The 24,995-nt window shown below is 41.0% G+C and carries 20 protein-coding genes; 6 read left to right on the top strand and 14 right to left on the bottom strand.

Features of this window, described 5'->3' with window-relative positions:
* Window positions 1-575: 575 nt before the first annotated feature.
* Entirely contained in the window at window positions 576-1,769 is a 1,194-nt protein-coding gene (locus HNW13_RS10125; protein WP_243756237.1) for a GGDEF domain-containing protein, read from the top strand.
* Window positions 1,770-1,802: 33 nt separating this feature from the next.
* Here the strand turns inward: HNW13_RS10125 and HNW13_RS10130 are convergent, their stop codons facing one another.
* The 7 genes from HNW13_RS10130 to HNW13_RS10160 all read right to left on the bottom strand — a co-directional run bounded on the left by HNW13_RS10130 (window position 1,803) and on the right by HNW13_RS10160 (window position 7,935).
* A complete protein-coding gene (locus HNW13_RS10130) occupies window positions 1,803-3,032 on the bottom strand; it encodes a dicarboxylate/amino acid:cation symporter (RefSeq protein ID WP_192115589.1) in 1,230 nt (409 codons plus the stop codon).
* 290 nt (window positions 3,033-3,322) lie between these two features.
* The gene (locus tag HNW13_RS10135) at window positions 3,323-3,715 is read right to left on the bottom strand and encodes a VOC family protein (protein WP_192115587.1); all 393 of its coding nucleotides are present in this window, start codon (window positions 3,713-3,715) and stop codon (window positions 3,323-3,325) included.
* Between the two features lie 504 nt (window positions 3,716-4,219).
* Window positions 4,220-5,113, bottom strand: a complete 894-nt coding sequence (locus tag HNW13_RS10140) for a hypothetical protein (RefSeq protein WP_192115586.1) — start codon at window positions 5,111-5,113, stop codon at window positions 4,220-4,222.
* 11 nt (window positions 5,114-5,124) lie between these two features.
* On the bottom strand, window positions 5,125-5,880 hold the full coding sequence (locus HNW13_RS10145) for a hypothetical protein (RefSeq protein WP_101085994.1): 756 nt from the start codon (window positions 5,878-5,880) through the stop codon (window positions 5,125-5,127).
* Window positions 5,877-6,404, bottom strand: coding sequence for a hypothetical protein (locus tag HNW13_RS10150; protein ID WP_011636233.1), 528 nt, complete (start codon window positions 6,402-6,404; stop codon window positions 5,877-5,879). Before HNW13_RS10150 ends, HNW13_RS10145 begins: the two co-directional genes overlap by 4 nt.
* A 7-nt stretch (window positions 6,405-6,411) precedes the next feature.
* Window positions 6,412-6,696, bottom strand: coding sequence for a J domain-containing protein (locus HNW13_RS10155; RefSeq protein ID WP_059745623.1), 285 nt, complete (start codon window positions 6,694-6,696; stop codon window positions 6,412-6,414).
* A gap of 339 nt (window positions 6,697-7,035) precedes the next feature.
* Window positions 7,036-7,935 carry a LysR family transcriptional regulator gene (locus HNW13_RS10160; RefSeq protein WP_192115583.1) on the bottom strand — a complete coding sequence of 300 codons (900 nt, stop codon included), beginning with the start codon at window positions 7,933-7,935 and terminating at the stop codon, window positions 7,036-7,038.
* Between the two features lie 133 nt (window positions 7,936-8,068).
* Here HNW13_RS10160 and fdhD point away from each other — a divergent pair, with 133 nt between their 5' ends.
* Together fdhD and HNW13_RS10170 are read left to right on the top strand one after the other, a co-directional pair.
* Window positions 8,069-8,884: a formate dehydrogenase accessory sulfurtransferase FdhD gene (gene fdhD, locus HNW13_RS10165; protein WP_192115582.1), complete on the top strand. Its 816-nt coding sequence runs from the start codon at window positions 8,069-8,071 to the stop codon at window positions 8,882-8,884.
* Entirely contained in the window at window positions 8,877-11,222 is a 2,346-nt protein-coding gene (locus HNW13_RS10170) for an FdhF/YdeP family oxidoreductase (protein WP_192115581.1), read from the top strand. The genes fdhD and HNW13_RS10170 overlap by 8 nt, the downstream gene beginning before the upstream one ends.
* A gap of 49 nt (window positions 11,223-11,271) precedes the next feature.
* Here the strand turns inward: HNW13_RS10170 and HNW13_RS10175 are convergent, their stop codons facing one another.
* The gene (locus tag HNW13_RS10175; protein ID WP_123777318.1) at window positions 11,272-11,919 is read right to left on the bottom strand and encodes a DsbA family oxidoreductase; all 648 of its coding nucleotides are present in this window, start codon (window positions 11,917-11,919) and stop codon (window positions 11,272-11,274) included.
* Window positions 11,920-12,085: 166 nt separating this feature from the next.
* Window positions 12,086-12,628 carry a carboxymuconolactone decarboxylase family protein gene (locus HNW13_RS10180; protein WP_192115580.1) on the bottom strand — a complete coding sequence of 181 codons (543 nt, stop codon included), beginning with the start codon at window positions 12,626-12,628 and terminating at the stop codon, window positions 12,086-12,088.
* 534 nt (window positions 12,629-13,162) lie between these two features.
* On the opposite strand from HNW13_RS10180, the gene HNW13_RS10185 reads away from it, so the two are divergent.
* Entirely contained in the window at window positions 13,163-14,242 is a 1,080-nt protein-coding gene (locus HNW13_RS10185; protein ID WP_279575201.1) for a PepSY-associated TM helix domain-containing protein, read from the top strand.
* A gap of 78 nt (window positions 14,243-14,320) precedes the next feature.
* Here the strand turns inward: HNW13_RS10185 and HNW13_RS10190 are convergent, their stop codons facing one another.
* The gene (locus tag HNW13_RS10190; RefSeq protein ID WP_192115578.1) at window positions 14,321-15,490 is read right to left on the bottom strand and encodes a lipid-transfer protein; all 1,170 of its coding nucleotides are present in this window, start codon (window positions 15,488-15,490) and stop codon (window positions 14,321-14,323) included.
* Window positions 15,491-15,904: 414 nt separating this feature from the next.
* On the opposite strand from HNW13_RS10190, the gene HNW13_RS10195 reads away from it, so the two are divergent.
* Window positions 15,905-17,107, top strand: a complete 1,203-nt coding sequence (locus HNW13_RS10195) for an ammonium transporter (protein ID WP_101086001.1) — start codon at window positions 15,905-15,907, stop codon at window positions 17,105-17,107.
* Between the two features lie 74 nt (window positions 17,108-17,181).
* Here the strand turns inward: HNW13_RS10195 and HNW13_RS10200 are convergent, their stop codons facing one another.
* Window positions 17,182-17,430 (bottom strand): hypothetical protein, encoded by a 249-nt coding sequence (locus HNW13_RS10200; protein WP_162022379.1) that lies wholly within the window; start codon window positions 17,428-17,430, stop codon window positions 17,182-17,184.
* A gap of 136 nt (window positions 17,431-17,566) precedes the next feature.
* Window positions 17,567-18,970 (bottom strand): hypothetical protein, encoded by a 1,404-nt coding sequence (locus tag HNW13_RS10205; protein WP_192115577.1) that lies wholly within the window; start codon window positions 18,968-18,970, stop codon window positions 17,567-17,569.
* Window positions 18,971-19,258: 288 nt separating this feature from the next.
* Here HNW13_RS10205 and HNW13_RS10210 point away from each other — a divergent pair, with 288 nt between their 5' ends.
* Window positions 19,259-20,746, top strand: a complete 1,488-nt coding sequence (locus tag HNW13_RS10210; RefSeq protein WP_192115575.1) for a CotH kinase family protein — start codon at window positions 19,259-19,261, stop codon at window positions 20,744-20,746.
* An 87-nt stretch (window positions 20,747-20,833) separates the two neighbouring features.
* Here HNW13_RS10210 and HNW13_RS10215 read toward each other — a convergent pair whose 3' ends face one another.
* Window positions 20,834-23,020 (bottom strand): OsmC domain/YcaO domain-containing protein, encoded by a 2,187-nt coding sequence (locus HNW13_RS10215; RefSeq protein ID WP_192115573.1) that lies wholly within the window; start codon window positions 23,018-23,020, stop codon window positions 20,834-20,836.
* A gap of 713 nt (window positions 23,021-23,733) precedes the next feature.
* Window positions 23,734-24,750 (bottom strand): hypothetical protein, encoded by a 1,017-nt coding sequence (locus HNW13_RS10220; RefSeq protein ID WP_101086007.1) that lies wholly within the window; start codon window positions 24,748-24,750, stop codon window positions 23,734-23,736.
* Window positions 24,751-24,995: the final 245 nt, after the last annotated feature.

The following is a 24,995-nucleotide window of genomic DNA, read 5'->3' on the forward strand; positions in this document are numbered from 1 at the left end:
TAATGACAACTTGAGTGCAAATAATAACAATCAATTATGAAGCTGATTATTCACAACAAGCGACTTTGGTACTCTTACCTCAATACTTATAGCGCAATACTTATAGCGCAAAACGTCTCATTCAATACTGCTAGCTCAATGCTTCCAGTCAAATACTCTTTGCTAGGTACTTTCAGTTAAATAACCAACGTTAGAAAACCACATTTTAAAAGCCACAGTTAAATACCCATTTGACCAAATTGGGCACGGCACGTGGCAACACATGGTCGCTCATCGATACGGTGCTGGGTTTAGCATGTGAACTCAAGACAACCAAAAGATAGATAACCTAAAAAGTCCGCTCGGCAAAACCGATTTTCACACCATGGGCGCCTGTTTTGACATTCTTGAGCTAATTGAAACAAAACCATAAATTTTAATCGTCCTTTCATACCAATATCTTAAAATAACCGCCTAAATAGACGGTTATTTTTTAAATTTTACCTATGCTTAATTATCACTTATCAAGGATTGAATGATACGGTTATCAAGATACAAAGATTAACGTTCACTGAATGTCACCTCGGAAGTTGCTTATGATTAAATTTTGGTACAAACAATTCCCTCAGTATCCGCCTGATCACCCTGATTATTGGCGTATTCGCTTAATCGAACATTCATTACTCATTACCACGAGTTACTTTCTCATTCTTACCCTGATCAACCTATTCTATTTTGAAGGTTATCAATATGCCTTGCTCGACGGTTCAGGCTTAGTTATCTCATTGGGTATTTACTGTCGTTTTCGTCGCACGGGTCATGTAAAGATAACCGCATGGGCTGTCACTCTCATGGTAGCCAGTTTGATTATGCTATTTGTGATATCAGCCAAAGGGTATTCTCATTCACTGTTTTGGGCGACGCTTATTCCGCCTTTTTCATTTTTTCTTATCGGTCGAACATGGGGCACATTTATTTCATGCATCTGCTTTAGTGTGTGTGCTTTTATTGTTTACCTGCAAACGCAAGACCCTCAGCCAGTGGCCTTTAGCACCGGCTCATTATTCAACGTTATTGAAGTGTGTATTGCACAAATTTTACTGTTTAGATTTTATGAGAAAACCCGTTTTTCAGCTTATCAAAAACTGGCACTGCGTAATTTAGAAATCCAAAAAATGGCTGAAACAGATAAACTCACCGGACTGTATAACCGTGAAAAACTCGATTTTGCGCTTGATACTCTACTGACCACACCAGCAGCTAATGCGCCCATGGCAACAGAAAGCGCTAACGCGACAAAACGAACAGACGAAGCACCGATTATTTACCAACCTTATGCGGATGAGCATCCGCTGAAAAACCATCAAACAACTCAAGATTTACTCAGTAAACAAGCTGCCACTCAATACCCTATTTCGGTAGCAATTATCGACATCGATCATTTTAAACAAATTAATGATAATCACGGCCATTTATTCGGAGACAAAGTGCTATGCCAACTCGCGCAATTATTACAAAACCAAATGCGTAGCGACGATTTATTAGCACGCTGGGGCGGCGAAGAATTTGTGGTAGTTTTACCCAACACGACATTAGCAGATGCTGTTGAGTTAACCGAAAGGTTAAGGCTGTATATTGCCATGCAAAATATTCAAGCAATGGAACTGACAATTAGCTTAGGTGTCGCCCAGTATAGAGTAGAAGACACGGCTCACAGCTTGCTTGACCGCGCAGACAAAGCCTTATATTCAGCAAAATCTGGCGGCCGAAACTGTGTAGCAGCGGCTTAGTAGGATAAAGAACAATTAACAGAATATTGAATCTTACTCTTGTAAGCGACTCGCTGGCGCAGCCACAATATAATGCTTACCATTAATGCGCTCAATAATTTGCGTTGCGGTTAAATCATGTACTACATTAACCACCGTTGAAGCCGCATCGGTAATGGCCCCTATGACCACTAAAATAGGGATCACTTCCATCGGTAAACCTAAGGTGGTCACAATAAAGATTTCACCTAAAAATGCCCCGCCCGGTACTCCGCCAATGATAAATGCCGATAATACCGAAATCAAAATCGTCAGCATAAATACATCGGTCGTAAAATCGAGACCTAATAACGAATAAATAAACACGATTTTTAGTGCGGTAATAGCCGCTGCACCACCTTTATTGAGATTCACTAGTAACGGTAAGCTAATCTCGGCAATTTGCTCATTTAGGCCCATTTTAGCCGCACTGCGAATAGTCACAGGTAACGTTGCTAACGACGAGCTAGTGCCTAATGCCGTCACAGCAGGTTCAAGCATATGTTGCCAAAAACGTTTCACACCTTGTGCACCACCGCCAATCCACGCATATAACGTCGAACCTAACGTTAGGTAAATAGCCATCGCCACAAAAAACAACCCCACCGCTCGAGCAAATGTCCCCATTAATTCAGTATCTTGACTAGCCATAGTCGCGGCAAAATAAGCACCTAGCCCAATTGGAGCCACATACATTAATATCGAAATCACTTTCATGATCACGGTATTTAAACTGTCGAGCATGCGCCCCACTCTCTCGCCATCTTCACCGGATTGACCAATGGCCACACCGCCAATCACCGACATAATAATCAATGCTAATATGTTTGATTTAGAGAGTAGTCCGACAAAATCGTTAGTTGTGAGTAAGCTGACAAAGTCCATGCTACCCGAGGCAGAATCAACGGTATTGGCTAAGTCTAATGTCACCCCTTGTGCGGGGTCATATGCTAATGCCAACAACACCACGCCCACTGACGGAATAATCGCCATGACAATCGACACAGCCATAATAGACACCAGTATCGCGCCTAATTTCTTTAAATCGGTCATGTGAGCAATAGATGACATCACACTCACAGCAACCAAAGGTACGATGATCATAAACAGTAGATTGAGAAATATTTGTCCAATAGGCTTAAGCTTGATAGCCCATTCAGGAAATAACCCACCAAACAATCCGCCCAGCAGTAAGGCACTCAGTAAAATAATGGACGAACGATAAGCACGTAAGCTACTCAGCATATTGGATCCTAAGAACAATTAAACAAAGATGGAATAGGCAGCAGACTCGGCCCAAAGAACAGTTAACGCGTTAACAACTAACAGAAAATGCAGATGTAAAATAAACCCTATCAAGATGCTAGCAATTTTCACTATCGACAATGATTATCAATAATCACTATCGACAATCATTATCAACAATCAATATCAATTTTCACTGTAGATCATCACTCTCTACAATGACGTACTAACAACATAACTTAATGATAAATATGACACAAAACCAATACTATACACAACTACAAACCGCACTAGCCGTTCGGCAACGCTTGGATTTCAATAATGAGCCCTTCAGGGCCGCGAACAAAAATTTGTTTAACCGACGTTCCCGGCACTTCACTCATAGAATAGCGCAGGCCCAGTTTGGCAATTCTTGCCATGACATCTTGATAGTCATCACTGAAAAAACTCACATGATGAACAATATTTTGCGGCTGCTCATTTTGCGACAGTTGATTGCTTACCTCTGGCTGCTGGTTAGCAAAAATATGTATCACATCTTTATCACCGGCAAATAAAAAATAACCAGAAAACTCAAGATTAGGCCGATTACCAACGGTTAAATTTAATAACGCCACCAGAAAATCGCTCATTTTTTGCGGATTTCTAGCACTTAGTGACAAATGATCAAAGCGAATATTCATACCACGCCCTTTTAGAATATAGCCGACTTTAACGATCTTTATCAGCAAAGCCTTATATTACTGGGATTATGACTACCAATGAACCACCACAAAAGCTAAACATTATCAAAAATTATTTGGTAATCAATTAGCGAGACAATTCTTCAGTAAACATTAATACCATTGACACCACACTATCCACACCTTTGTATCGATTGGATAGCAGAAGATGCAACCTACATATATTGTTCTATATGAATAAGTTAATCATTAAGTCAGTGTTGAATAGGGAAGCAACAGTATTTGTAACAAATGCAATATGAAATGATTGAGTTGAAAAAAGTAATTTTAAATAGGTATTAGATAGGATTAAAACGTTGTTAACTCAAAGCAGAGTATAAATATAATGTACAACATCACGGTAACGAGAGATTTTATGCTGCTGCGCAATAGGGAAGTAAATAATGGCAGTAATAACTCGCGAGTTTAGGAAGCTTGCTCACTCGCAAGCTTCCTAAAGCTAAACTACATGTCGATATAGATTGGCCAACCAAGTAGACCAATTAAGCCTTCTTTGTATTCCAGGCGCTCCAATCGTTCAGGAGAGGCATTTTGAATGGCCAACTCTTGATAACTTCGAGAGAAATGCAGGGTCCGCAACAATGCTGCGTTAAAATGCTTACCTAAATCTAAACGAATTGCATCAGCAAGCTCGTTAGGTAACTCGGCCAAAGCCACCTTAGTTTGTAGCTCGATAAATTCGAGGTTAAACCATTCATCTTTAAGTTCTATACGAGCCATGCGGCGTTTAAGATCTTGACGGACTTTTTTACCGTCAAAAAATATCCGATATAACACGGCTTCTGCCAGAGTACTTTCTAGATTGATATAATCCATTGGATCAAAAGTGCCGACAATGTAGAACTGAGCCAATAAGGCATTAATAGATTGCTGGCGATTATGCTCAGCGAATGCTTCTTGGTAGTAAGCCCAGCCTTGCCATTCGTCACAATCAGGTGGACTCGACACTTGATCAAGCAACACTTTATCTACGTCACCATAAACAGATTTACCATGAAGCCTGTGTTGGCTAACTTTAGTTAGCATTCCCCAGCCCTTCTGGAACGACTTAACTACGCCGTCATCAGTCAGTAGCAACCGTATAGCATTAGCCTGACTTTGGTCCGATAATGCCATTAAGCCAATGCTAACAATGCCGATAACATCTTGCGCAGCTTCTTCAAGCAAATGCATTTTATACTTGTTATAAAACTTATCAGCGAACTTAAGGCTCATCAAAATGGCTTTCGCTTTGATCTGTCCCAATTGCTCATTATTGAGCAATTCTTCGGTTCGGCCATAAGCCAACACCCGACTCAGATAGGGACCCTGATTTTCGTCACGTAATACCAATTGCATTTGCAGAACCCTTAATCAAGAAAGCTAAACATGTCATCAACTTCAGCATACTCGTCGGTGACTTGGTTCTTTTCTTTCGCCTGTATCACTAACTCACTGGCAAACTGGCTAATAATTAACTGCCAATCAGAGCCGGTGTTACGCAGCATGTTCTTAATCGCCTTTTCAACATTAGGCGCTCGATCGCGGATCAATGCTAATAAACTGCGCGGGTCATCGATGCTAAGACTATGTGCCTCTTCATCGGCTTGCCAATCGGAGTAACCCACGGTTTCTTCATCCGCTTCATCATCAAAAGTGTCGTTGATCTCATCGTCATCACTGCTGGTACCGCCTAAAATAAGCTCGATAAACGGAATCGATAGATAAAACAGCGCAGCAGGATCTTCAGCCAAACACTCTAAAATAGCAGTTTGTTTCTCTTCATTGTCTTGGATTCGAATCAGATAAGTCATAAAATCAAAAGTATGCTGCATTAACTCTTCTGCATTACTCTTGATTTTTTCTTCCCAATAAAGTGGCTGCTGGCAGACAATGTCGCGGATCTGTTCTGGGGTCATTAACTCAGACATAATCGATGGACACGAAATATCATGCTGACTGTTAATTTGTGTCAACGTAACGATATCCATTTTCTCGATAACTTCAACCAACTGATCATCTGACATCGACGATGCAATCAATTCAAATCTCTTGCTGGCCTGTTTAGGCTCAACATTAGCCAGCTCTTGTATTTCAGCTGCGGTTATTTCAATGAGACTGTTCATTCGATATCCTCGTCATATTGGTCATAATAACCTTCTTCATCGCTATCATAGTCCGTGTCGTCATCATCGTTTTCATCACGTTCATGCTCGTGAAGACCATCTGAATCATCTTCCTCAGGCTTGGGCGCTGTATCTCCCTGAGTCTCTAACAAATACACCACGGCACAACTTTCAATGAGCAAATCTTCGTTATATTTACGTACCGCAAGCGCCAGAGGTAGATCGGCGTTGTTAAACGCAATCGTCGTTTTAAATTCATCCCAGCTTGGGTGAATATTCAAGCTAATCCAATGTGCCCATTGGCGCTTTGACTCAGGCGAGAACTTAACTCTTTCATAAAGTGCAACAGGTAAATATTCAGGGACTGAATCTAGCATCCCAGGATCGGCCAACAATATCTCTCTGATTTGGCTGGTAAACTTTGCCAATGCATTTGGCGTATCAGGGTCGTTGTAAGATTCTATATTGTCATTGGCATTATTTTTTAGCTCATTAATGCGTGAGATATTAAGATGTTTAGCCATGGGATACTCAGGAATAATATTCGTCCCACAACTCGCGCATAGCGGCTGTGGGATCGGTAACAATTACGTTGTTAAAATCATTGATAAAAGCATTTCTCTGCTTTTTATCTGACAACACTTCGTAAGCTTTTTTGACTCGTTGGAGCTGGACAGATGCTTGTTGCTTTTCATCATCAGACGCCCCAAGTAATTTGTCAGGATGGTACTTATTCGATAAACGTTTATAGGCTTTTTTTATGTCATCTTCTTTGGCATTGGCTCTGACGCCCAGTACGCTAAAGTGGTTAATCATAGTTATTCCTGCAGGCGATGTGGCAGTGATTGCGAGATAAAAAAGTCTGTAAATAGATAAATTTTTTAGCCCGCTATTATATCAACAATCACAGGCTTGCAGCAAACATAAACCCAAGTTAAGTTGCAATCATTTAAGACATCAATTTTAGGACAGCTATTTTTAGGACAGTAATTTTAGGACAGCTATGACACCCAAAAAGCAGCGTTGTCATTAACAGGTGTTATCTTTGCTGCCGTTAAGATGCCACCAGCCAAGTTGAATGATGCGATATTAACAATATCCACGCCTATCTGAGTTTGCTAGCATGATGCTTTAACGGCAAAACACCTGCAAAAATTACCCCATTTCAATCAGACTCACAAATTCGCGCATCGCTGGTGAGACACTGTATTTACGGGTAATAAACACCGTATTACCCGATTCGATACCTTGCAGTTGTCGGTAATGCAGATTGAATAACTGCTGAGCTGATTTTGCAATACCGCTGCTGACAATCGCGTAGCCAATATTGTGTTTTACCGCGCTGACTAGATGAAATAACGAATCGGTTTCTAACACCACATTAAAGCGTAAATCCGTTTCTGCCATCGCATTATCAATGTATTGCCTAAACTGCATATTTTGGCTCAACAACACCAATGGTAAACGTTGCAAATTATTAAGGGTTAATCGGTTATCACTTAGCGCAGTAGTGTCGAGTTGATTAACAAGTGCTTGGGTTGATAATACCGCCATATCATTATCAATCTGCGGATAAAAATGAAACGTGCGACGATTCGCCTCAGTAAGGTTTTCATCAAACCCTAAACCGATATCAATTTGATGCAAAGTCAGTTGCTCAATCAGCTTTTCATTGGTGGTCACCAAGAGCGTTACGGCAATATTAGGATGCAGCTCGTTAAATGCTTTAATTATCGGCATAATATCGACACTCGACTGCGGCACAATGCCAATCCGCAAAGCGCCGATTAATGGCCCACTAAACACACTCAATTCTTGTTTTAGCGCCGCTTGATCTAACAGCATTTTTTCTGCATAGCGCAATACAATCTGTCCAGCATCGGTTAACGCAACAAACTGACTGCCGCGCACCACTAGCTCGGTACCAAAGCTTTTTTCCAACGCAGTAATACTGGCTGACAAAGTCGGCTGGGTAATATGGCAAGCTTTGGCTGCTTTAGCAAAATGCTTAAACTGCGCTAATTCATAAAAATAATGTAACTGCCTCAGGTTCATACACCCTCAAAGTCTGCCTATCAATTACGTTATATTAATAGATAAAAACTATCACCGCATAAATTTGTTTGATTGGCTTTGTGTATTAGCGCCCCCTAAACTGTGATCCACGTCCGGTTTTGAGTCTATACACATGAATGCTTCATATAAATGGTTGCCCCCCATTGAACATCTGGTAGAGGAAGCGGCTGCCGCCATTAATATTAACGGGATTAACTATGCTGTGATGATGGTCACCCCTGATGATATTGAAGATTTTGCGATTGGTTTTTTATTTGCCGAAGCCATTATCCAACACGATCATGACATACATGACATTCAAATAACGCCATCAGATAGCGGCTTTATGGTTGAAGTGACTATCGCCAATCGTTGTCTGTCGGCCTTAAACAGTAAAAAACGTCGGCTCGTGGGTGCAACAGGTTGCGGTATCTGCGGTGTTGAAGCAATAGAACATGCACTGCCTCAATTAGCTATTCTTCCGGTCACACGCCCCATTGACATTAATAACCTTGAAACCTTAAAACAACGTATTGCCGACAGCCAAATAAAAGCTCAACAAAGTGGTGCGATACATGCGGCTTTAGCGTTAACAGCACAAGGCGACATTATCGCCTGTCGTGAAGACATCGGCCGTCATAATGCACTCGATAAACTTATCGGCATGTTAATAAGGCAAACAACCGCGACGCAAAAAACATCATGTAATACCTTATTAATCACCAGTCGTTGTAGCAGTGAATTGATCCATAAAGCGGTTCTTTTTGGCGCTAACAATCTTATTAGTCTAGCTTCGCCAAGCCAACTCGCAGTAAAGCTAGCATTAAAATACAACCTCAATATTATTCACATACCCAAGTTTTCAGCGCCTATTTATTATTCCAGTTACGATTGTCATTTTAATGTTAACCGTCTATCGCTGAGGCCTATCGGAGAAATTCATGTCTAGTCATCACCAAAAACCAACTAAAGCCGGCGGATTTCCTTCACTGCAAGCCACATTTACTCATGTACTTCGCAGCCAACACACCAAGCAAAACCTTAAAAACTTACTCCGTGTTAATCAAACTGATGGCTTCGATTGCCCAGGTTGTGCATGGGGTGATAACAAGCAAGGTGCATTTCAGTTTTGCGAAAATGGCGCCAAAGCTGTGGCATGGGAATCGACAGGCAAAGGCGTTGGTCGCGATTTTTTTGCTCAACATTCGGTACGCCAACTAACAAAACAGACCGACTACTGGTTAGAATATCAGGGGCGTTTAACCGAACCAATGCGCTTTAATGCGATAACCGATCACTATGAACCAGTAACCTGGTCTGAGGCATTTTCGATTATCGCCACCAAGCTCAACAGTTTAAGTAGCCCTGACCAAGTTGAATTTTACACTTCTGGACGCGCCAGTAACGAAGCCTCCTATCTCTACCAACTGTTTGGCCGGCTTTATGGCACCAATAACTTTCCCGATTGCTCTAACATGTGCCACGAAGCTAGCGGTGTCGCATTAATTAACGCCATTGGAATAGGCAAAGGCACGGTAGTATTAGAAGATTTTGATGCCGCCGAAGCCATTTTTGTGTTTGGCCAAAACCCTGGCACCAACCACCCAAGAATGATGAATACTCTGCGCAAGGCCGCCAAGCAAGGAGGTAAAATTGTCACTTTCAATAATCTTAAAGAAGTTGCCTTAGAAAAGTTCGCCAGTCCACAAAGTCCTATAGAATTGCTCACTCCTGCAGCCACTACCATCAGCCATTTGTATTTAACCCCTAAATTAGGCGGCGATATGGCCGCTGCGCGAGGCATGGCTAAATTTATTATTGAACAACGTCCAGATAAAATAGACCATGAGTTTATACAGCAGCACAGTGCATTTTTTGAAGATTATCAACACAGTGTTACACACACTAGCTGGGATAAAATAGAACAACAATCTGGACTGACAAAAGCAGAGATTATTCAAGCTGCGACCGTGTTCAGTGACAGCAAAACCGTGATCAGTTGCTGGGCAATGGGCTTAACTCAACATAAGCATTCGGTCGACATTATTCGTGAAGTCGTTAATCTGCATCTGCTATGTGGTCAACTAGGTAAAAAAGGTGCCGGATTATGCCCAGTTCGCGGCCACAGTAATGTGCAAGGCAACCGCACTATGGGCATTAATGAAAAGCCGTCTGCCGCTTTTATTACCCGCTTAGAACAGCATTTATCTACCAGCTTACCGCGGCAAGCGGGCCACAATGTGGTCGAAGCCCTTAAAGCCCTGCACAGTAAACAGAGTAAGGTGCTAATTTGTTTAGGTGGAAACCTTGCGGCTGCGGCGCCCGATACTGATTTTACATACCAAGCAATGCGCAATGCTGAACTCAATGTTCAAATCAGCACTAAGCTTAATCGCAGCCACTTACAAGTAACACACGACGCCTTAATTTTACCTTGTTTAGGCCGCACTGAATTAGACAAGCAGCAAAGCGGCATTCAAAAAATCACCGTTGAAGATACCTTTAGCATGGTTCATGCTTCAACAGGCATGACCGAACCCGCCTCAGAACAATGTTTATCTGAAATTGATATTGTCGCTCAAATGGCTCATGCAACATTTAACCATTCCGGCTCGACTCAGCTCAACTCAACAAACCATGCCACAAATAAACTAGATTGGCTGGCATTACGTGATGACTATGCACTAATCCGTCAGCTTATCGAAAATACCATCGACGGCTTTAGTGACTTTAATCAACGTATCGAACAACCAGCCGGGTTTTATCTGGGGAATAGCGCTGCTGAGCTTATTTGGAATACCACTAACCAGTTAGCTCAATTTAATCCTAGTCAGTTGCCAAATTCAGTTATTGCAGATTGTTCAAGCAACGCACAAACAACTGCGTCATCCGCCGAACAACACCCTATTTTTTTACTGCAAAGTTTGCGATCTCACGACCAATACAACACCACTATTTATGGAATGGACGACCGATATCGCGGTATTAAAGGTAAGCGGAATGTATTGTTTATGAACCAACAAGATGCTGTTCAGCTTAATCTGCTTGAAGACCAACTTATTGATATACAGTCTATTGCCAACGACAATATCGTCCGCAAAGTCTGTGGCTTTAGCGTGGTTTATTACGACATTCCACGCGGTAACATTGCGGCTTATTATCCTGAGACGAATCCACTGGTGTCAATCAACAGCGTCGGAATTGGCTCTTACACCCCAACCTCAAAATCAATCCCGGTGGTTATTACTCCATCAACCAAACAGGTGATTAGCGTGGCTCAGGTGTAAGTAACCTAAACTCGGGATAACAATACTCAAACAATGTAGCCCTAGCGCATTAGCGCTGGGCAACTAAATCGGCCAAAACTTGTTTATATGCTTCAACTGGATGCGCGCCAGTTAATGCACTCGATTGGTTAAAAATGACCGTGGGTACACCCGAAATACCAAGTTGCTGCCAATGAGCCTCTTTGGCGCGAACCTGTTCAGCCACTGCAGCGTTATCAAGTAAACTCATGGCTTCTGCGGCATTAATACCCACTGCGGTGAGCTCAGCGGTCAACACCTCACGGTTTGAAATATCTTTATGTTCGCTAAAAAAGGCGCTGAATAAACGCAATTTAAGCTCCGTTTGCTTACCGACCTCTTTCGCGTATTCCAACAACACATGAGCGTCTAAAGTGTTAACCATTTTCATCTGTTCAAAATAGTCAAAAATAAAGCCATGTTCAGCCCCCTGTTGAGCAATATTGGCCCGTGCACGAACGCTACCTTCTGGGGTTGTGCCGTATTTTCTGGCTGAATGCTCACGCAGATTTTCACCTTCAGCAGGCATGTTAGGGTTAAGTTCAAATGGTTGCCACTCAATCTCAACTTGATCTTGCAGCCCAAGTTCATTTATCGCTGCTTCTAAGTGTTTATAACCGACGATGCACCAAGGGCACACTACATCTGAAATAATATCGAGCTTAATCTTTGCTGTCATTTGGCTGTCCTCATCTCTTCAAGTACGCTTTTTCACTGTAACGTGATAAAAAAATACCAATGCCATTTGCGATAACGCGGCATTGGTATTATGAAGTCATACATGAATCGACTTATCGTGAATGATAATCTTTGATAAAAATGTCGGTAAAAATGTTAGTAAAGAATTACCAAGTAAACTTTTTGAATGCATCATCAACCGGTGTTTTTGCTACATGGTTGGTGTAATTACTGATCACTTTTTGTGACAGACCTAAAATGATTTCTAATACCTGCTGTTGGCCATAACCTGCGGCATAAAATGCTGCTAGTTCTACTTCAGAAATATTACCGCGGTTACGTACGATACTTAATGTCGCATCTTGTAACGCTTGTAATTTTGCAGTTGGCATCGCCGCTTTATTACGTAGTGCTTCAGTTAACGCTGGGTCTACTTTCATTGAATGTGCAATACCTGTATGGGCTGGTACGCAGTAACCACATTCGTGTTCAACATTAATGGTTTGCCATACAACCGTTAGCTCTTCAGGGTTAAATGATGTGTCTAAAAAGGCCTGATGTAACTGTTGGTAAGCTTGCAACGTGCTTGGAGATTCTGCTAAAACGCCAAATAGATTGGGAACCATACCCATTTGTTTTTTAGCACCCTCTAACATAGCTTTGCTGCCTTCTGGTGCGGTGTCTACTGTATGAATAGTAAATGCAGTCATAATATTCTCTCTTCTAGATAAATAAATTTAGGAGCGTTTCGTTTCGAATTGAGTCCACTATAAACCAATTTGAACAATCGCTCAAGTTTATTTTGAGTGATCGATCAAATTGATTGTTGTTATTCACATTTACACTAGAGAATATTGCTTATTATCAAAATAGTATGAGTTTTAAAAAATATAAAATAATCACTAAACTCAGCCGTTAATGCTAATTCTACTAGCCACTTGAACATTTAGATTGTCAATTATTGAGGCATCTAGAAATGCGTAGCGACAGCTCTAATAGGGTGAAGTACGACCTAACTAATAACAATCCCAGAATAAAGCACTTACGCCAAAATGATATTTAGACGATAAATGGGTTTATCCCCCACATCTTTACACTTCTTTAATTGAACAAATAATTGAGATTAATTATCATTACCGCAAGTTTGTGGATTTGTATTAACGTTTATAAAAAATAATAAAATCAGCAGGTTTAACACTCTATTGCAATACTGCATGGCATAATTTGAGCAAACAAAAATGAACATGGTTTCGACATTAAAATGGTTTCACAACTGGGTAGGTTTTTTTATTAGCATCACCATGTTAATAGTACTTACCACTGGGGTATATCTCGGTAGCGTTGATTTGCTCAAACGCCTAGACAGTAAAGATCAAACATACTCTCCAATCACACTTGAACAAAAAGCCGATACTGTTGCGAGTGTATTTGAGCGCTATCCCGACATGAGTACTGTTCGCTTTCCAACAGAACATACGCCATATATTCAAGCTAGCACTCGTGGTAAATCAATTGCATTGGACAAAGAGTTAAATGAACTGTCAAGTAGCTCCTCTTTCGATTTACCTGGATATAGCACGGTATTTTGGTTGCATCGAAATTTTCTCATCGACAATGGTGGTAAATACATTAATGCATGGGCATCGCTTGCGGGGGGCATCGTAACCTTAATTGGCATTTACCTGTGGTGGCGAGTGCGTAATGGATTTAGATTAAAACAAAGTATTCCTAAAAATACCCGCTCAAGCAGTTTACTTAAAAGCCACATTCAACTGGGATTATTTATTTCAGTACCATTGTTTATATTGTGTATCAGCGGATTTTTAATCACTTACAACAGCTTATGGACAGGTGTTCTTAAGCAAGATTCCACCAACGAACAGACACTAACTTATTCTGTCAGCCAACCAAGTCATTGGTTGAGCCAGCTAAGTAATGCACAACAAATTTGGCCAGACGCAGAGCTTGTATCAGTAAGTAAACCACGCTCTAAACCCAATAAAGACCAGCAAGCAGAAACAGATAAACCACAAGACCTTGTGTACAGTATTCAATTCGATGAACATCAGGGCGTGTGGTTAAGAGAAGCTGATCGCATCAACATGAATTATCAACAAGGAACGATTGAGTCAGTAATCAAACACAGTGACCGACCTTTATTAGCTAAAATTGCCAGTTTTGTTCGGCCTCTACACGATGGACTGTACATGCCAGCAAGCTATGTAATGTTGATTACCTTGGTGTCACTCATTGGCACATTGATTTTATCATTCAGTGTGGTGACCTTTTACCGACGTACTTTTAGTCGCAAAAAAGCCAGTTAACGAACAGCCCACCTTGTTGCGCTACATTGCCTTCATACATCGACGACACTGTAGCGCAGCATGAAATCAAACCGTTAGCTAAACGCCATATAACGTCACCACCACCGCGCCACCTAAACCTACATTGTGCTGCAATGCTAACCTGGCATTGTCGACTTGCCGGTTGCCAGCTTGACCACGTAAGTGCCATGTCAGCTCGGTACATTGTGCCAGCCCAGTAGCACCAATTGGATGTCCTTTCGACATTAATCCACCCGATGGCCCAATAACAAATTTGCCACCATACGTGTTGTCACCATTGGCAATCAATTCAGCTGCGCCGCCTTCAGGACATAAGCCTAATGCTTCATAAGTGATCACCTCATTTGGGGTAAAACAATCATGCAGTTCTATTACATCGATATCGTTGGGGTCGATACCAGCATCATCATAAACCTGCTGCGCCGCTTGTTGGCTCATTCCCTTACCGACGGCATAAATTGGGTCTTGCCACGACTGCTCGGTATCAGTTGCCATTGCCTGCGCAATAATCTTTACCTTGGATGTAATGCCGTTTTGACGGGCAAACTGTTCGCTGCAAACGATGGTCGCTGCTGCACCACAAGTAGGAGGGCAAGCCATAAGCCGAGTTAAATAATTGTCGTAAATTAACTTATCATCGAGCACTTGCTGATACGTTAATGGCGTTGAAAACATCGAGTATGGATTTTGTAACGCATGACGACGTGACTTTTCGGCCACCTTGGCAAAAATATCGGCACCGACGTGATACTTATCCATATAATGACGACCTGCTGCACCAAAAGCCTGTAATGCAATTGGACCTTGCGGGGCATTAAACTGCTTTAACACTGGCTCAATCCGCTCAAAAGGGCTTTCTCTGTCGGTCCAATGCGATCCCAATGCACCTGGTTGCATTTCTTCAAATCCAAACGCTAACGCACAATCCACTTGTCCAGACAACACCGCCTGGCGCGCTAGAAATAACGCAGTAGAGCCACTAGAACAATTATTATTAACATTGATAATTGGAATGCCGCTTTGAATTACATCGTAGAATGCATGCTGAGCGCAGGTGCTGTCGCCATAAATATAGGCACCATATGCTTGGCCAACTGACTTGGCGTCAAGCCCTGCATCAGCTAATGCCAGCTTTATCGCTTTAGCCGCCATGACACGATAGGGTTCATGCTTACCTGGTTTGCAAAATGGGATCATTCCCACTCCTGCCACTCTTACTGCTGTCATATTGCTCCCGTAATGCTGTTTCTAGTGAGATGTTATTGGGGATCAGTTATTGATAATTTGGAATAGGGATCTTTACAACCGATGTATTTAAGCCCTCGTTATTGGACAATATTAGCTTAATGACAAATGTTAACATAAAGTTAATTTACGTTTAGTGCAACGCACCAAATGAAAGCGATAGCGCACCAAAATGAAACATTATCAGTCCAAGCATCAATCATTACTGACACTATTGAGCATTGAACCGACATAAAAACGCACCGAAGTAGAACATTTAACGGATCATTTCAGCAACATTTTCAGCCATTTGCACCATATGGGTTCATGAATATGCCAGTCAAGTAACGGTTTAGGAATGACTTTTGCTTTATAAAAGTATGAATTTCAACAGAGAATCGTTTTGTGGGAACTGAAATGAATAATATTAGTGATGCTATTGGCGTCATTGCACAAAGTGCAGACACCTTGTTTATCTTACTTGGTGCAATTATGGTGTTAGCCATGCACGCAGGCTTTGCATTTTTAGAAATGGGCACAGTGAGACATAAAAACCAAGTCAATGCCTTGGTGAAAATTCTAACTGACTTTGCTTTTTCCGCTATTGCCTACTTTGTCATTGGTTATCAAATTGCTTACGGCAATCACTTTTTTGTCAGCGCAGAAAGCTTAACCACTGATAATGGTTACCAACTGGTTAAATTTTTCTTCTTACTCACATTTGCAGCAGCCATTCCCGCGATTGTATCTGGCGGTATTGCTGAACGCGGCAGTTTTAGGCCTTTTTTACTGGCTTCAGCTTTGATTGTTGCCTTCGTATACCCGTTATTTGAAGGGATTATGTGGAACGGTAATTATGGCTTCCAAGCTTGGTTAGAAAGCCAATTCGGCGCCCAATTCCATGACTTTGCAGGTTCCGTTGTGGTACATGCCATGGGCGGTTGGTTAGCCTTAGTCGCCATCTATTTATTAGGTGCCCGACGCGGCCGCAAACCCGGTATAGCTTTTGCACCATCAAATATTCCCTTCTTAGCGCTAGGCTCTTGGGTGTTAATTGTCGGTTGGTTTGGCTTTAACGTTATGTCAGCGCAAACCCTCGATGGAATTAGTGGCTTAGTGGCAGTAAACAGTTTAATGGCTATGGTTGGCGGTACGATTGTGGCACTTGTGGTGGGGAAGAATGACCCTGGTTTTATTCATAACGGACCACTAGCAGGCTTAGTGGCTGTGTGTGCCGGTTCTGATTTAATGCATCCTGTTGGCGCATTTGTGGTTGGCGGTGTCGCTGGAGGTTTGTTTGTTTTCGTATACACCAAATTACAGCGCAGCAACAGAATAGACGACGTTCTAGGTGTATGGCCACTACACGGTTTATGCGGTGTGTGGGGCGGTATTGCAGCGGGTATTTTTGGCCAGCAAGCTTTCGGAGGCCTTGGCGGAGTCAGCTTTATGTCACAACTTATCGGTAGTATTGCTGGCGTTGTGGTGGCAATTGTTGGCGGTATGATTGTGTATGGCGTAGTTAACAAGCTATCGAGTTTACGCTTAAGCCAAGAAGATGAATTTATTGGGGCGGATTTAGCGATTCACAAAATTGGTTCAACCAATTCAGATAAGTGATGATGCTAAGTCACTAATAGTAAAAAGGGGCAGAAATGAATTTCTGCCCCTTTTAATCAAAATAGAGTCTACAATCAATGCTTAGATTTAAGCCCATTTTTAACCATATCTTGACCACTTTCGAAGATTTCTGCGGTAATCCAACGGCCAAGTAATAGCTTGTGGTTATCACCAAATACCGCAACAAAATGACGACCGTCGGCATGACTAGTTGCCATACCCACACCAGCAACACCTTCCAAACCTAAACCGCCCTTTTCCACCGACAGTAAAAAGCGTTCTAATTCGGCTAAATTATCAATCACATCATTTTCAATATTCATTTGTATTCCCAACAACTTTAGATCAAAACTTGGGTGCTACTTTACCCCATTGAACCTCAATAAGGTATATTGTATGCCATCTGTGCCTATAGCGCTGGTAACTGTACCACTCACTCAGGTCTAGTCGCTAAGATGATTAAAAACGTAACGTAAAATCAATTAGCTGCGCATCGTCATCGTATGAATCAAAATTAATCGACAACATCACCGTCCCTTTTGTCAGCATAATGTTATCAAAATTATCTTCTGCGTTTGGGTATCGCTCCAACAATTGAGATTTGATAGTAGGCAACTGATAATTAGCAAGCACAGCATTAAATTCACTCATCGTTTGCGTGCCAAACATCGACTCGGTAATTTTAATTGAATTAACGACTCCTTGGCGATCAAAACCCAATAATACATTGCTATTCACCAGCACTTTTGGACCGTTGTCTGTCAATTGGATTTGGTTGATGAGCTGTTGTGGTTGCAAGGTATAAGCTTGCTTAAATGCTAATGTCAACAATGTTGCGATGTCGATATTATCAAAGTTACCGAACTTAACGTGATAATCATCAGTGACTGTTAATGGCATAATTGCAAAGCTGTTAAGTCGAGAAACAGCAGCATTATCTAGACTTTCATTATAGTCTTCAAAAGTTAATATCAATCGGCTATTTTTATCTCCCACACTGTAAACATCACCTTGCTTTTTAAGCGCTAAATGCGCTTTCACGCTAGCAAGCCCATCACCTTGACGCACTTGGTTAGCAATCACCCAATTATCGCCATCATAGTTTTCACTTAAGGCAATTTGGTTTTGACCATGGCCATTTAACAATCCTAAATCCTGGGTAATCATCTCGATACGATTGTCTTTAACAACAAACCATAGACTGCGCCCATAACCATAAACGGTTGCACCATTGTCGAGTTGCAACTGAATACTGTGAGGACCTAATGCTTGTTGTAAAACATCAACCGAGTCACCAATGTGTATGCCATAGGCGCTGTCAGTTGTAATAAGCGCATCAGGTGCTTGGTGTTTTTGCGCTTGCTTTAATACATTCCCCTCGTTTGGCATCGTCAACTTTACTGTGGTTTGGGTATACGAAACCGATTTTCCTTCACTGTTATAAGGTGTGGGATCTTTGCTCAGTTGTGTATCGTCACAAAAGGTAACGTATTGCGCAGTGGTAATCACATGGATTTGCTTGGTGATCGATTTAACTCGGCTACTGTCATCTTGCAAGTCAATACTTCGCTCAATTCCGCCAACACTTAATCTATCAATAATAATCGCATCCGCTCCTGCTGCTGCAGCTTTGCGCTGTATTTCCACAAAGGCTTGTTGTATATAAGCATCACGATGGGACAACACGCCATCACTAGACGATTCCAGCAAGTCTGAGTCAATATCGTAGACGATTTTATCATTGGCTGTATCGATAGTGTGTGGACTACAAAGTGGGTAAAAATCTAAAATTGGCGGTAATTCATTGGCGTTTATAGCAGGGCTTAACATTGCACAGCTGAGCAAAAAAAGTGAAGGTCTCATTTATCGTCCTTGAATATTAATTATTAAGAATATGTTTTTTTACAAGACGTTAACATTATCATTGTTCACTAACCTAAAGATAAATCTCTTCACTGTAAACTTATTTATCTTATCGAATACCGGTGGCGACGGCTATTAGCACGCAAATATATCACAGTGAACAAGATCGCACTTTTATCGACTTGCTATTTTGTTCCACACTCACTGTGCAGTTTCTGCACTTTTACTCTCTAACATACGTGTAACGACTTCATATAAATAATCTTACCCAAGTACTAGGAGAGCCCGATGTTTTCCCTTAATAACTTACACCTCAAAAAGCGGTTAATTAACCAGCCAATGACACTATTACTTATCATGACACTCAGTTGTGCTTTTATACTCACAGGTTGTGGTAGCGACAGTGATAGCAACAGCGAAATAGCCGAAACGGTCATTAGCGCTGATACTGACACAAGCACTGATACTGAAACAGAGGTCACTGACGCAGATTTTGAAGCGAGCGATTGGACAGACGAAACCCACAGCAAAAATGTCGACCCTAACTTTGATGAAGTGTTTAGTGATACCGAAGTTAAACGGCTTGATATCGTTGTCACACAAGCGCGCTGGCAAAGCATGTTAGATGACATGACGGCACTCTATGGTGAATTTGGTAGAAGCTCATCAAATAGCTTAAGTGATACCGATGAAGATCCTATTTTTGTTCCAGCTGAAGTATTTTATAACAACAAAGAATGGTATCGCGTCGGCATCCGCTTTAAAGGTAATTCATCACTGCAAACTAGCTGGCAACAAGGCATTCTTAAACTGGCACTTAAACTTGATTTCGACGAGTATGAAGACGATTACCCGCAAATTAAAAACCAACGCTTTTATGGCTTTAAAAAGTTTAGTTTAAAAAACAACTTTGATGACGAGTCAATGTTACGTGAAAAAGTTGCTGCGGATGTGTTTAAAGATGCAGGGCTTGCTGTATCTCACACTGGGTTTTATACCTTATACGTTGACCATGGAGACGGCCCTGAATATTTTGGTTTATATACTCTTGTAGAAGAAATTGATGACACTGTAATCGACACGCAATTTTCTAGCGACAAAGGTAACTTGTACAAACCCGAAGATGATGGCGCAATGTTTGTTGATGGGTCATTTAATCAAGAAGACTTTGAGAAAAAAACTAACGAAGACGACGAAGATTGGTCTGACATACAAGCCCTGTTTACCGCCCTACACGCCGACACTCGCAGCACAGATCCTGAAACATGGCGAGCCAATCTAGAAACGGTATTTGATGTTGATGTATTTTTAAAATACTTAGCCGTTAATGGCATCATTCAAAACTGGGACACTTACGGCTTAATGCCACACAATTACTATTTATATAACAATCCAGACAATTCAAAACTGACCTGGATACCTTGGGACAACAACGAAGCATTGCAAGACGGGAAACAAGGTGGCGCATTGTCGTTAGACTTCTCAGACCTCAACTCAAGCAGCTGGCCACTCATATCAAAACTGTACGCAGATGATGTATACCGTGACCGCTACAACCAGTTTTTACTTGAGGTTATCAGCGATGCATTCGAAACCAATAAAATGCAAGCAAGCTACAATGCTTACTCTGCACTTGTTGCCCCTTATGCGACCACTGAAGTCTCTGGGTATAGCTTTTTAGAAAGTAGCAGCGATTTTTACCGTGCTATCGATGAGCTAATAGAGCATGCAGAAGATAGAGCCACTGCTGTAGAAAGCTATTTAGACAAACAGTAAGCAGACCACTCCTTCACAATATAGCGCAACAAAAAAGCCCGCCACATAAATGGCGGGCTTTTTGCTATGCAAAACAGAACCAATAAACTAGATACTAAGGTTTGCTTTACGCGCTTGATGCAGTTTTTTGTAGCTTTCGATCAAACGTAAATGCGGTTCAATGCCTTCGAGATTCATGCTGGTTTTGCTCAGGCCATAAAAGCGTACTGTGCCATTAACCGAACCGACGACATTGTCCATCACTTCTTTACCGAACATGCGGTTAAAGTTACCGATAAAGTGCTCAAGTTCTAAGTCTTCATCTAAGGTCACTTCCAATACTGCATTCACCGCTTGATAAAACAGACCTCGTTGGACGGTATTGTCGTTAAACTGTAAGAACTCACCTACCAATTCAATCGCATCTTCGTGCGAGCCTAATGCAAGATAAATCAAAATCTTCAGTTCGATAATGGTTAACTGGCCCCAAACCGTATTCTCATCGAACACAATGCCAATTAAGGTACGAATATCGGTATGGTTATCTAGCTGGCTTTCTTCTAAGCGATTAACTAACTTACCTAACGCTTTAGTGCTTAATGAATGCAGATTTAAGATATCTTCACGGTAGTTTAAAGACTTATTGGTGTTGTCCCAAATCAAGTCATCTACTGGATACACTTCTGAATATTCCGGCACTAAAATACGACACGCAGATGCGCCTAAATCTGTAAACTCGGCAATATACACTTCTTTGCCCATGGCCTCTAAAATACCAAATAAACCGCTGGCTTCTTCTTCACTAGTACCGCTAAAGTCCCATTCACAGAATTCGTAATCAAACTTACTGCTAAAGAAACGCCAAGAGATAACCCCGGTAGAATCAATAAAGTGTTCAACAAAGTTTTCTGGCTCAGTCACTGCCATGCTATTAAAAGTAGGCTTTGGCACATCGTTTAAGCCTTCAAAGCTGCGACCTTGTAATAACTCGGTTAAGCTGCGCTCTAATGCCACTTCAAAGCTAGGGTGTGCACCAAACGAGGCAAATACACCACCAGTACGTGGGTTCATTAAGGTCACGCACATAACAGGAAATTGACCGCCTAAAGAAGCGTCTTTCACAACAATAGGGAAGCCTTGCTCTTCAAGCCCTTTAATGCCCGCTAAAATACTTGGGAATTTCTCTAGTACTGCCATTGGCACATCGGGTAGTACAATTTCTTGTTCGATAATTTGACGTTTAACTGCACGTTCAAAAATTTCAGATAAACACTGCACATGGGCTTCTTGCTGGTTATTACCCGCACTCATGCCATTGCTTAAAAATAAGTTTTCAATAAGGTTAGACGGGAAATAGACCGTTTCCCCATCTGACTGACGCGTGTATGGAATAGCACAAATGCCACGATCTTTATTGCCTGAGTTAGTATCAATTAAATGTGAGCCACATAACTCTTCATCGGGGTTATAAATGTCTAAACAGTACTCATCTAAAATGCCAGTAGGCAGAGCATCATCGTCTTCTAGTGCAAACCATTTCTCATTTGGGTAATGCACAAATTCGCTATTGGCGATTTCAGTACCAAAGAATTGATCGTTATAAAAAAAGTTATTATTAAGACGCTCGATAAACTCGCCTAAAGCAGAACATAACGCGCTCTCTTTAGTGGCACCTTTTCCGTTGGTGAAACACATAGGTGATGCTGCATCACGAATATGTAAAGACCACACATTAGGCACAATGTTACGCCATGACGAAATCTCAATCTTCATCCCAAGGTCGGCTAACAACCCCGTCATGTTTTTAATAGTCTGCTCAAGCGGTAAGTCTTTACCTAAGATAAAAGTACTCGCATCTGCTTCAGTTTGGCCCATCAACATCGCATTGGCGTCGGCGTCTAAGTTTTCAACGGTTTCGATTTTAAACTCTGGCCCAGTCTGAACCACTTTTTTAACGGTACAACGATCGATTGAACGTAAAATACCTTGACGATCTTTATCCGAAATATCATCCGGTAACTCAACTTGAATTTGGAAAATTTGGTTATAACGATCTTCCGGGTCAACGATATTGTTTTGCGACAATTTGATATTTTCAGTCGAAATATCACGAGCTTTACAATACACCTTAATGAAGTAAGCGGCGCAAAGTGCTGAAGATGCTAAGAAATAATCAAAAGGACTAGGAGCAGAACCATCACCTTTGTAACGGATCGGCTGATCGGCGGTGACGGTAAAGTCGTCAAACTTAGCTTCGAGTCTCAAATTATCGAGAAAATTTACTTTGATTTCCATTGAATATATCCACAGTCTTGCGCAACCAAACGGCCAGCTTGTCTAAATTAGGGTGAATTATCGGTGTTTTTGACCCAATAGTCTTGGGTTAATTGCCAAAATGATAGCTTTAAGGTGATTTTGCAGGATAAACACTATTGATTAGCTAGCAGCAGAACAGTGCTAGCTAATCAATAGTGTTTATAAAAATGACTAAATTGATGAACACGCTCATTTCAATAAAAATAAACAGATATCACTGTAGAGCCAATCGTCACAGATCGTATTATGAATGTATTAACGGCAAAGGTTAAAGCCAGTCTTGGTAAAGGCAAAACCCAATGTATAAATGATGAAAGGTTATCCCCCTCATTCATCTGCCACTAAGTCCGGTAAGACCTAGAAACACTAGGTCCTGTTGATCTTTCAAGGTTGTTTTTGCAGCGAATTGCTGGCCATTACTTAAACATGAGCTACAAGGCAGAGACTTTGTGGTGTAGTTATTCTACATAAAAAGTCGATAACACAGTAAAAATGACCTACAAACGCTGCCCGAAAGGTTCGGCTAAAAACGTTTTACTCTTTGTTGAATGCATTTTGCTTAGATGACTAGGCAGCAATTCATTAGCCTCGATTAAAACGTTTTTCACTCGAACAAAATTCAACCAACAAAGATCAACAGACCCTAATCATCTGTAAAATATAAACAGCAAGTTCAATGTTAAATAGATCGACTAGCGAATAGTTACGTTTCGGCCAAAATATTCTTCAGACTCATACTTTGCGATTACTTTTTCAAGTGTATCGCCGTGATTATCCATCACCAATTTATGCGAAATTGCACTAAGTGAAATCAAAATATCTTTACACTCAATTCTGGCTTTCATCACCGATCCCGAAGCGGTTCTCAAGACTTGAGAAATTAGCTCATGATTTTTACCAATTAAGGCTAAAATAAAATGAACCATTACTTCAGAGCAAAGCTCTTTATCTTCAATTTTACTTGGTCTGACAACCTTTTCTAAATAATCTTCTTCTCTTCCTGCAGGAACAAAACGTTGTACCCAATAGAAATAATCTTCATCGTAAATGATAGATTGTATTGGTTTCATAAACGTTTCATCTGTCGATATCTTTTGAAAAAGCTCTTTTTTGACTTCATCAGATACGTCAATAAGCTCATCACCAAACTGTTTGTTGAGCATTGAAATAACGGCTTCCAGCTCTTTTAACAGAGATACATTTCCTGATGTCACTTGGTTATAAGCATCACCGACTTCGTCGATGTTTTGTTGGAATACACCAATATACTTATCACCTTCTTCAATAGCATCAAGTAAAGGTATCAAGCTATAACGTCTAACCTGAATCAATTCATAAAATTGGCCTAATTCTTCGCGAATCGCTTGGAGACGATCAATCGCTTTAATCAGAAATTGATCATCTCGTTTTATCGCTAAATTCAACCGAGAAAAATCGAGTTGATCATTTACTTTGCGAACACGATTATCGATCATATTTTCATAGGTCTGTGTCTCATTGATCAACACTGAAAATTTATCTTCCATCTCAAAAAGTACATCTTGTACTTTTTTTAGACTTGTAGATCGAACTTGTTGATTAATTCCGCGCACTTTTTCAGCTTCAGCCTGCTTCTTTTCACGAATAACCCAAGTCACTGCGGCACCAACAATTGTCAGACTTGTCGCCATATCAAAACCAAGCTGAACATTATCAAACCATGAAGGCATTATTTTTCCTTAAATGTTATTTTCCTGTTTGTATAAATAGTAATAACTGATCCAACTACTAATGTCACCACGAAAAAGGCTAAAAGATAATAAAAGTCACACATATACCCTCAAATTAAATCATTTTTTAGCGATTAAACAATTTATTTCAATATACTTAATAGCTCTAAAATCAATGTAATAAGTATTTTTAACCTCAAATATGCTATCACTCAATATAAAATGAACCAACAGCGTTATAGCCA

Origin of the sequence: Shewanella sp. BF02_Schw (assembly GCF_014596695.2) — a bacterium.
In the GTDB taxonomy this organism is placed as follows: Bacteria; Pseudomonadota; Gammaproteobacteria; order Enterobacterales; family Shewanellaceae; genus Shewanella.

Bases quoted from the DNA above. Each gene is read 5' to 3' on its own strand.
- HNW13_RS10125 (WP_243756237.1), top strand. From the start codon at position 576: ATGATTAAATTTTGGTACAAACAATTCCCTCAGTATCCGCCTGATCAC.
- HNW13_RS10130 (WP_192115589.1), bottom strand. From the start codon at position 3,032: ATGCTGAGTAGCTTACGTGCTTATCGTTCGTCCATTATTTTACTGAGT.
- HNW13_RS10135 (WP_192115587.1), bottom strand. From the start codon at position 3,715: ATGAATATTCGCTTTGATCATTTGTCACTAAGTGCTAGAAATCCGCAA.
- HNW13_RS10140 (WP_192115586.1), bottom strand. From the start codon at position 5,113: ATGCAATTGGTATTACGTGACGAAAATCAGGGTCCCTATCTGAGTCGG.
- HNW13_RS10145 (WP_101085994.1), bottom strand. From the start codon at position 5,880: ATGAACAGTCTCATTGAAATAACCGCAGCTGAAATACAAGAGCTGGCT.
- HNW13_RS10150 (WP_011636233.1), bottom strand. From the start codon at position 6,404: ATGGCTAAACATCTTAATATCTCACGCATTAATGAGCTAAAAAATAAT.
- HNW13_RS10155 (WP_059745623.1), bottom strand. From the start codon at position 6,696: ATGATTAACCACTTTAGCGTACTGGGCGTCAGAGCCAATGCCAAAGAA.
- HNW13_RS10160 (WP_192115583.1), bottom strand. From the start codon at position 7,935: ATGAACCTGAGGCAGTTACATTATTTTTATGAATTAGCGCAGTTTAAG.
- fdhD (WP_192115582.1), top strand. From the start codon at position 8,069: ATGAATGCTTCATATAAATGGTTGCCCCCCATTGAACATCTGGTAGAG.
- HNW13_RS10170 (WP_192115581.1), top strand. From the start codon at position 8,877: ATGTCTAGTCATCACCAAAAACCAACTAAAGCCGGCGGATTTCCTTCA.
- HNW13_RS10175 (WP_123777318.1), bottom strand. From the start codon at position 11,919: ATGACAGCAAAGATTAAGCTCGATATTATTTCAGATGTAGTGTGCCCT.
- HNW13_RS10180 (WP_192115580.1), bottom strand. From the start codon at position 12,628: ATGACTGCATTTACTATTCATACAGTAGACACCGCACCAGAAGGCAGC.
- HNW13_RS10185 (WP_279575201.1), top strand. From the start codon at position 13,163: ATGGTTTCGACATTAAAATGGTTTCACAACTGGGTAGGTTTTTTTATT.
- HNW13_RS10190 (WP_192115578.1), bottom strand. From the start codon at position 15,490: ATGACAGCAGTAAGAGTGGCAGGAGTGGGAATGATCCCATTTTGCAAA.
- HNW13_RS10195 (WP_101086001.1), top strand. From the start codon at position 15,905: ATGAATAATATTAGTGATGCTATTGGCGTCATTGCACAAAGTGCAGAC.
- HNW13_RS10200 (WP_162022379.1), bottom strand. From the start codon at position 17,430: ATGAATATTGAAAATGATGTGATTGATAATTTAGCCGAATTAGAACGC.
- HNW13_RS10205 (WP_192115577.1), bottom strand. From the start codon at position 18,970: ATGAGACCTTCACTTTTTTTGCTCAGCTGTGCAATGTTAAGCCCTGCT.
- HNW13_RS10210 (WP_192115575.1), top strand. From the start codon at position 19,259: ATGTTTTCCCTTAATAACTTACACCTCAAAAAGCGGTTAATTAACCAG.
- HNW13_RS10215 (WP_192115573.1), bottom strand. From the start codon at position 23,020: ATGGAAATCAAAGTAAATTTTCTCGATAATTTGAGACTCGAAGCTAAG.
- HNW13_RS10220 (WP_101086007.1), bottom strand. From the start codon at position 24,750: ATGCCTTCATGGTTTGATAATGTTCAGCTTGGTTTTGATATGGCGACA.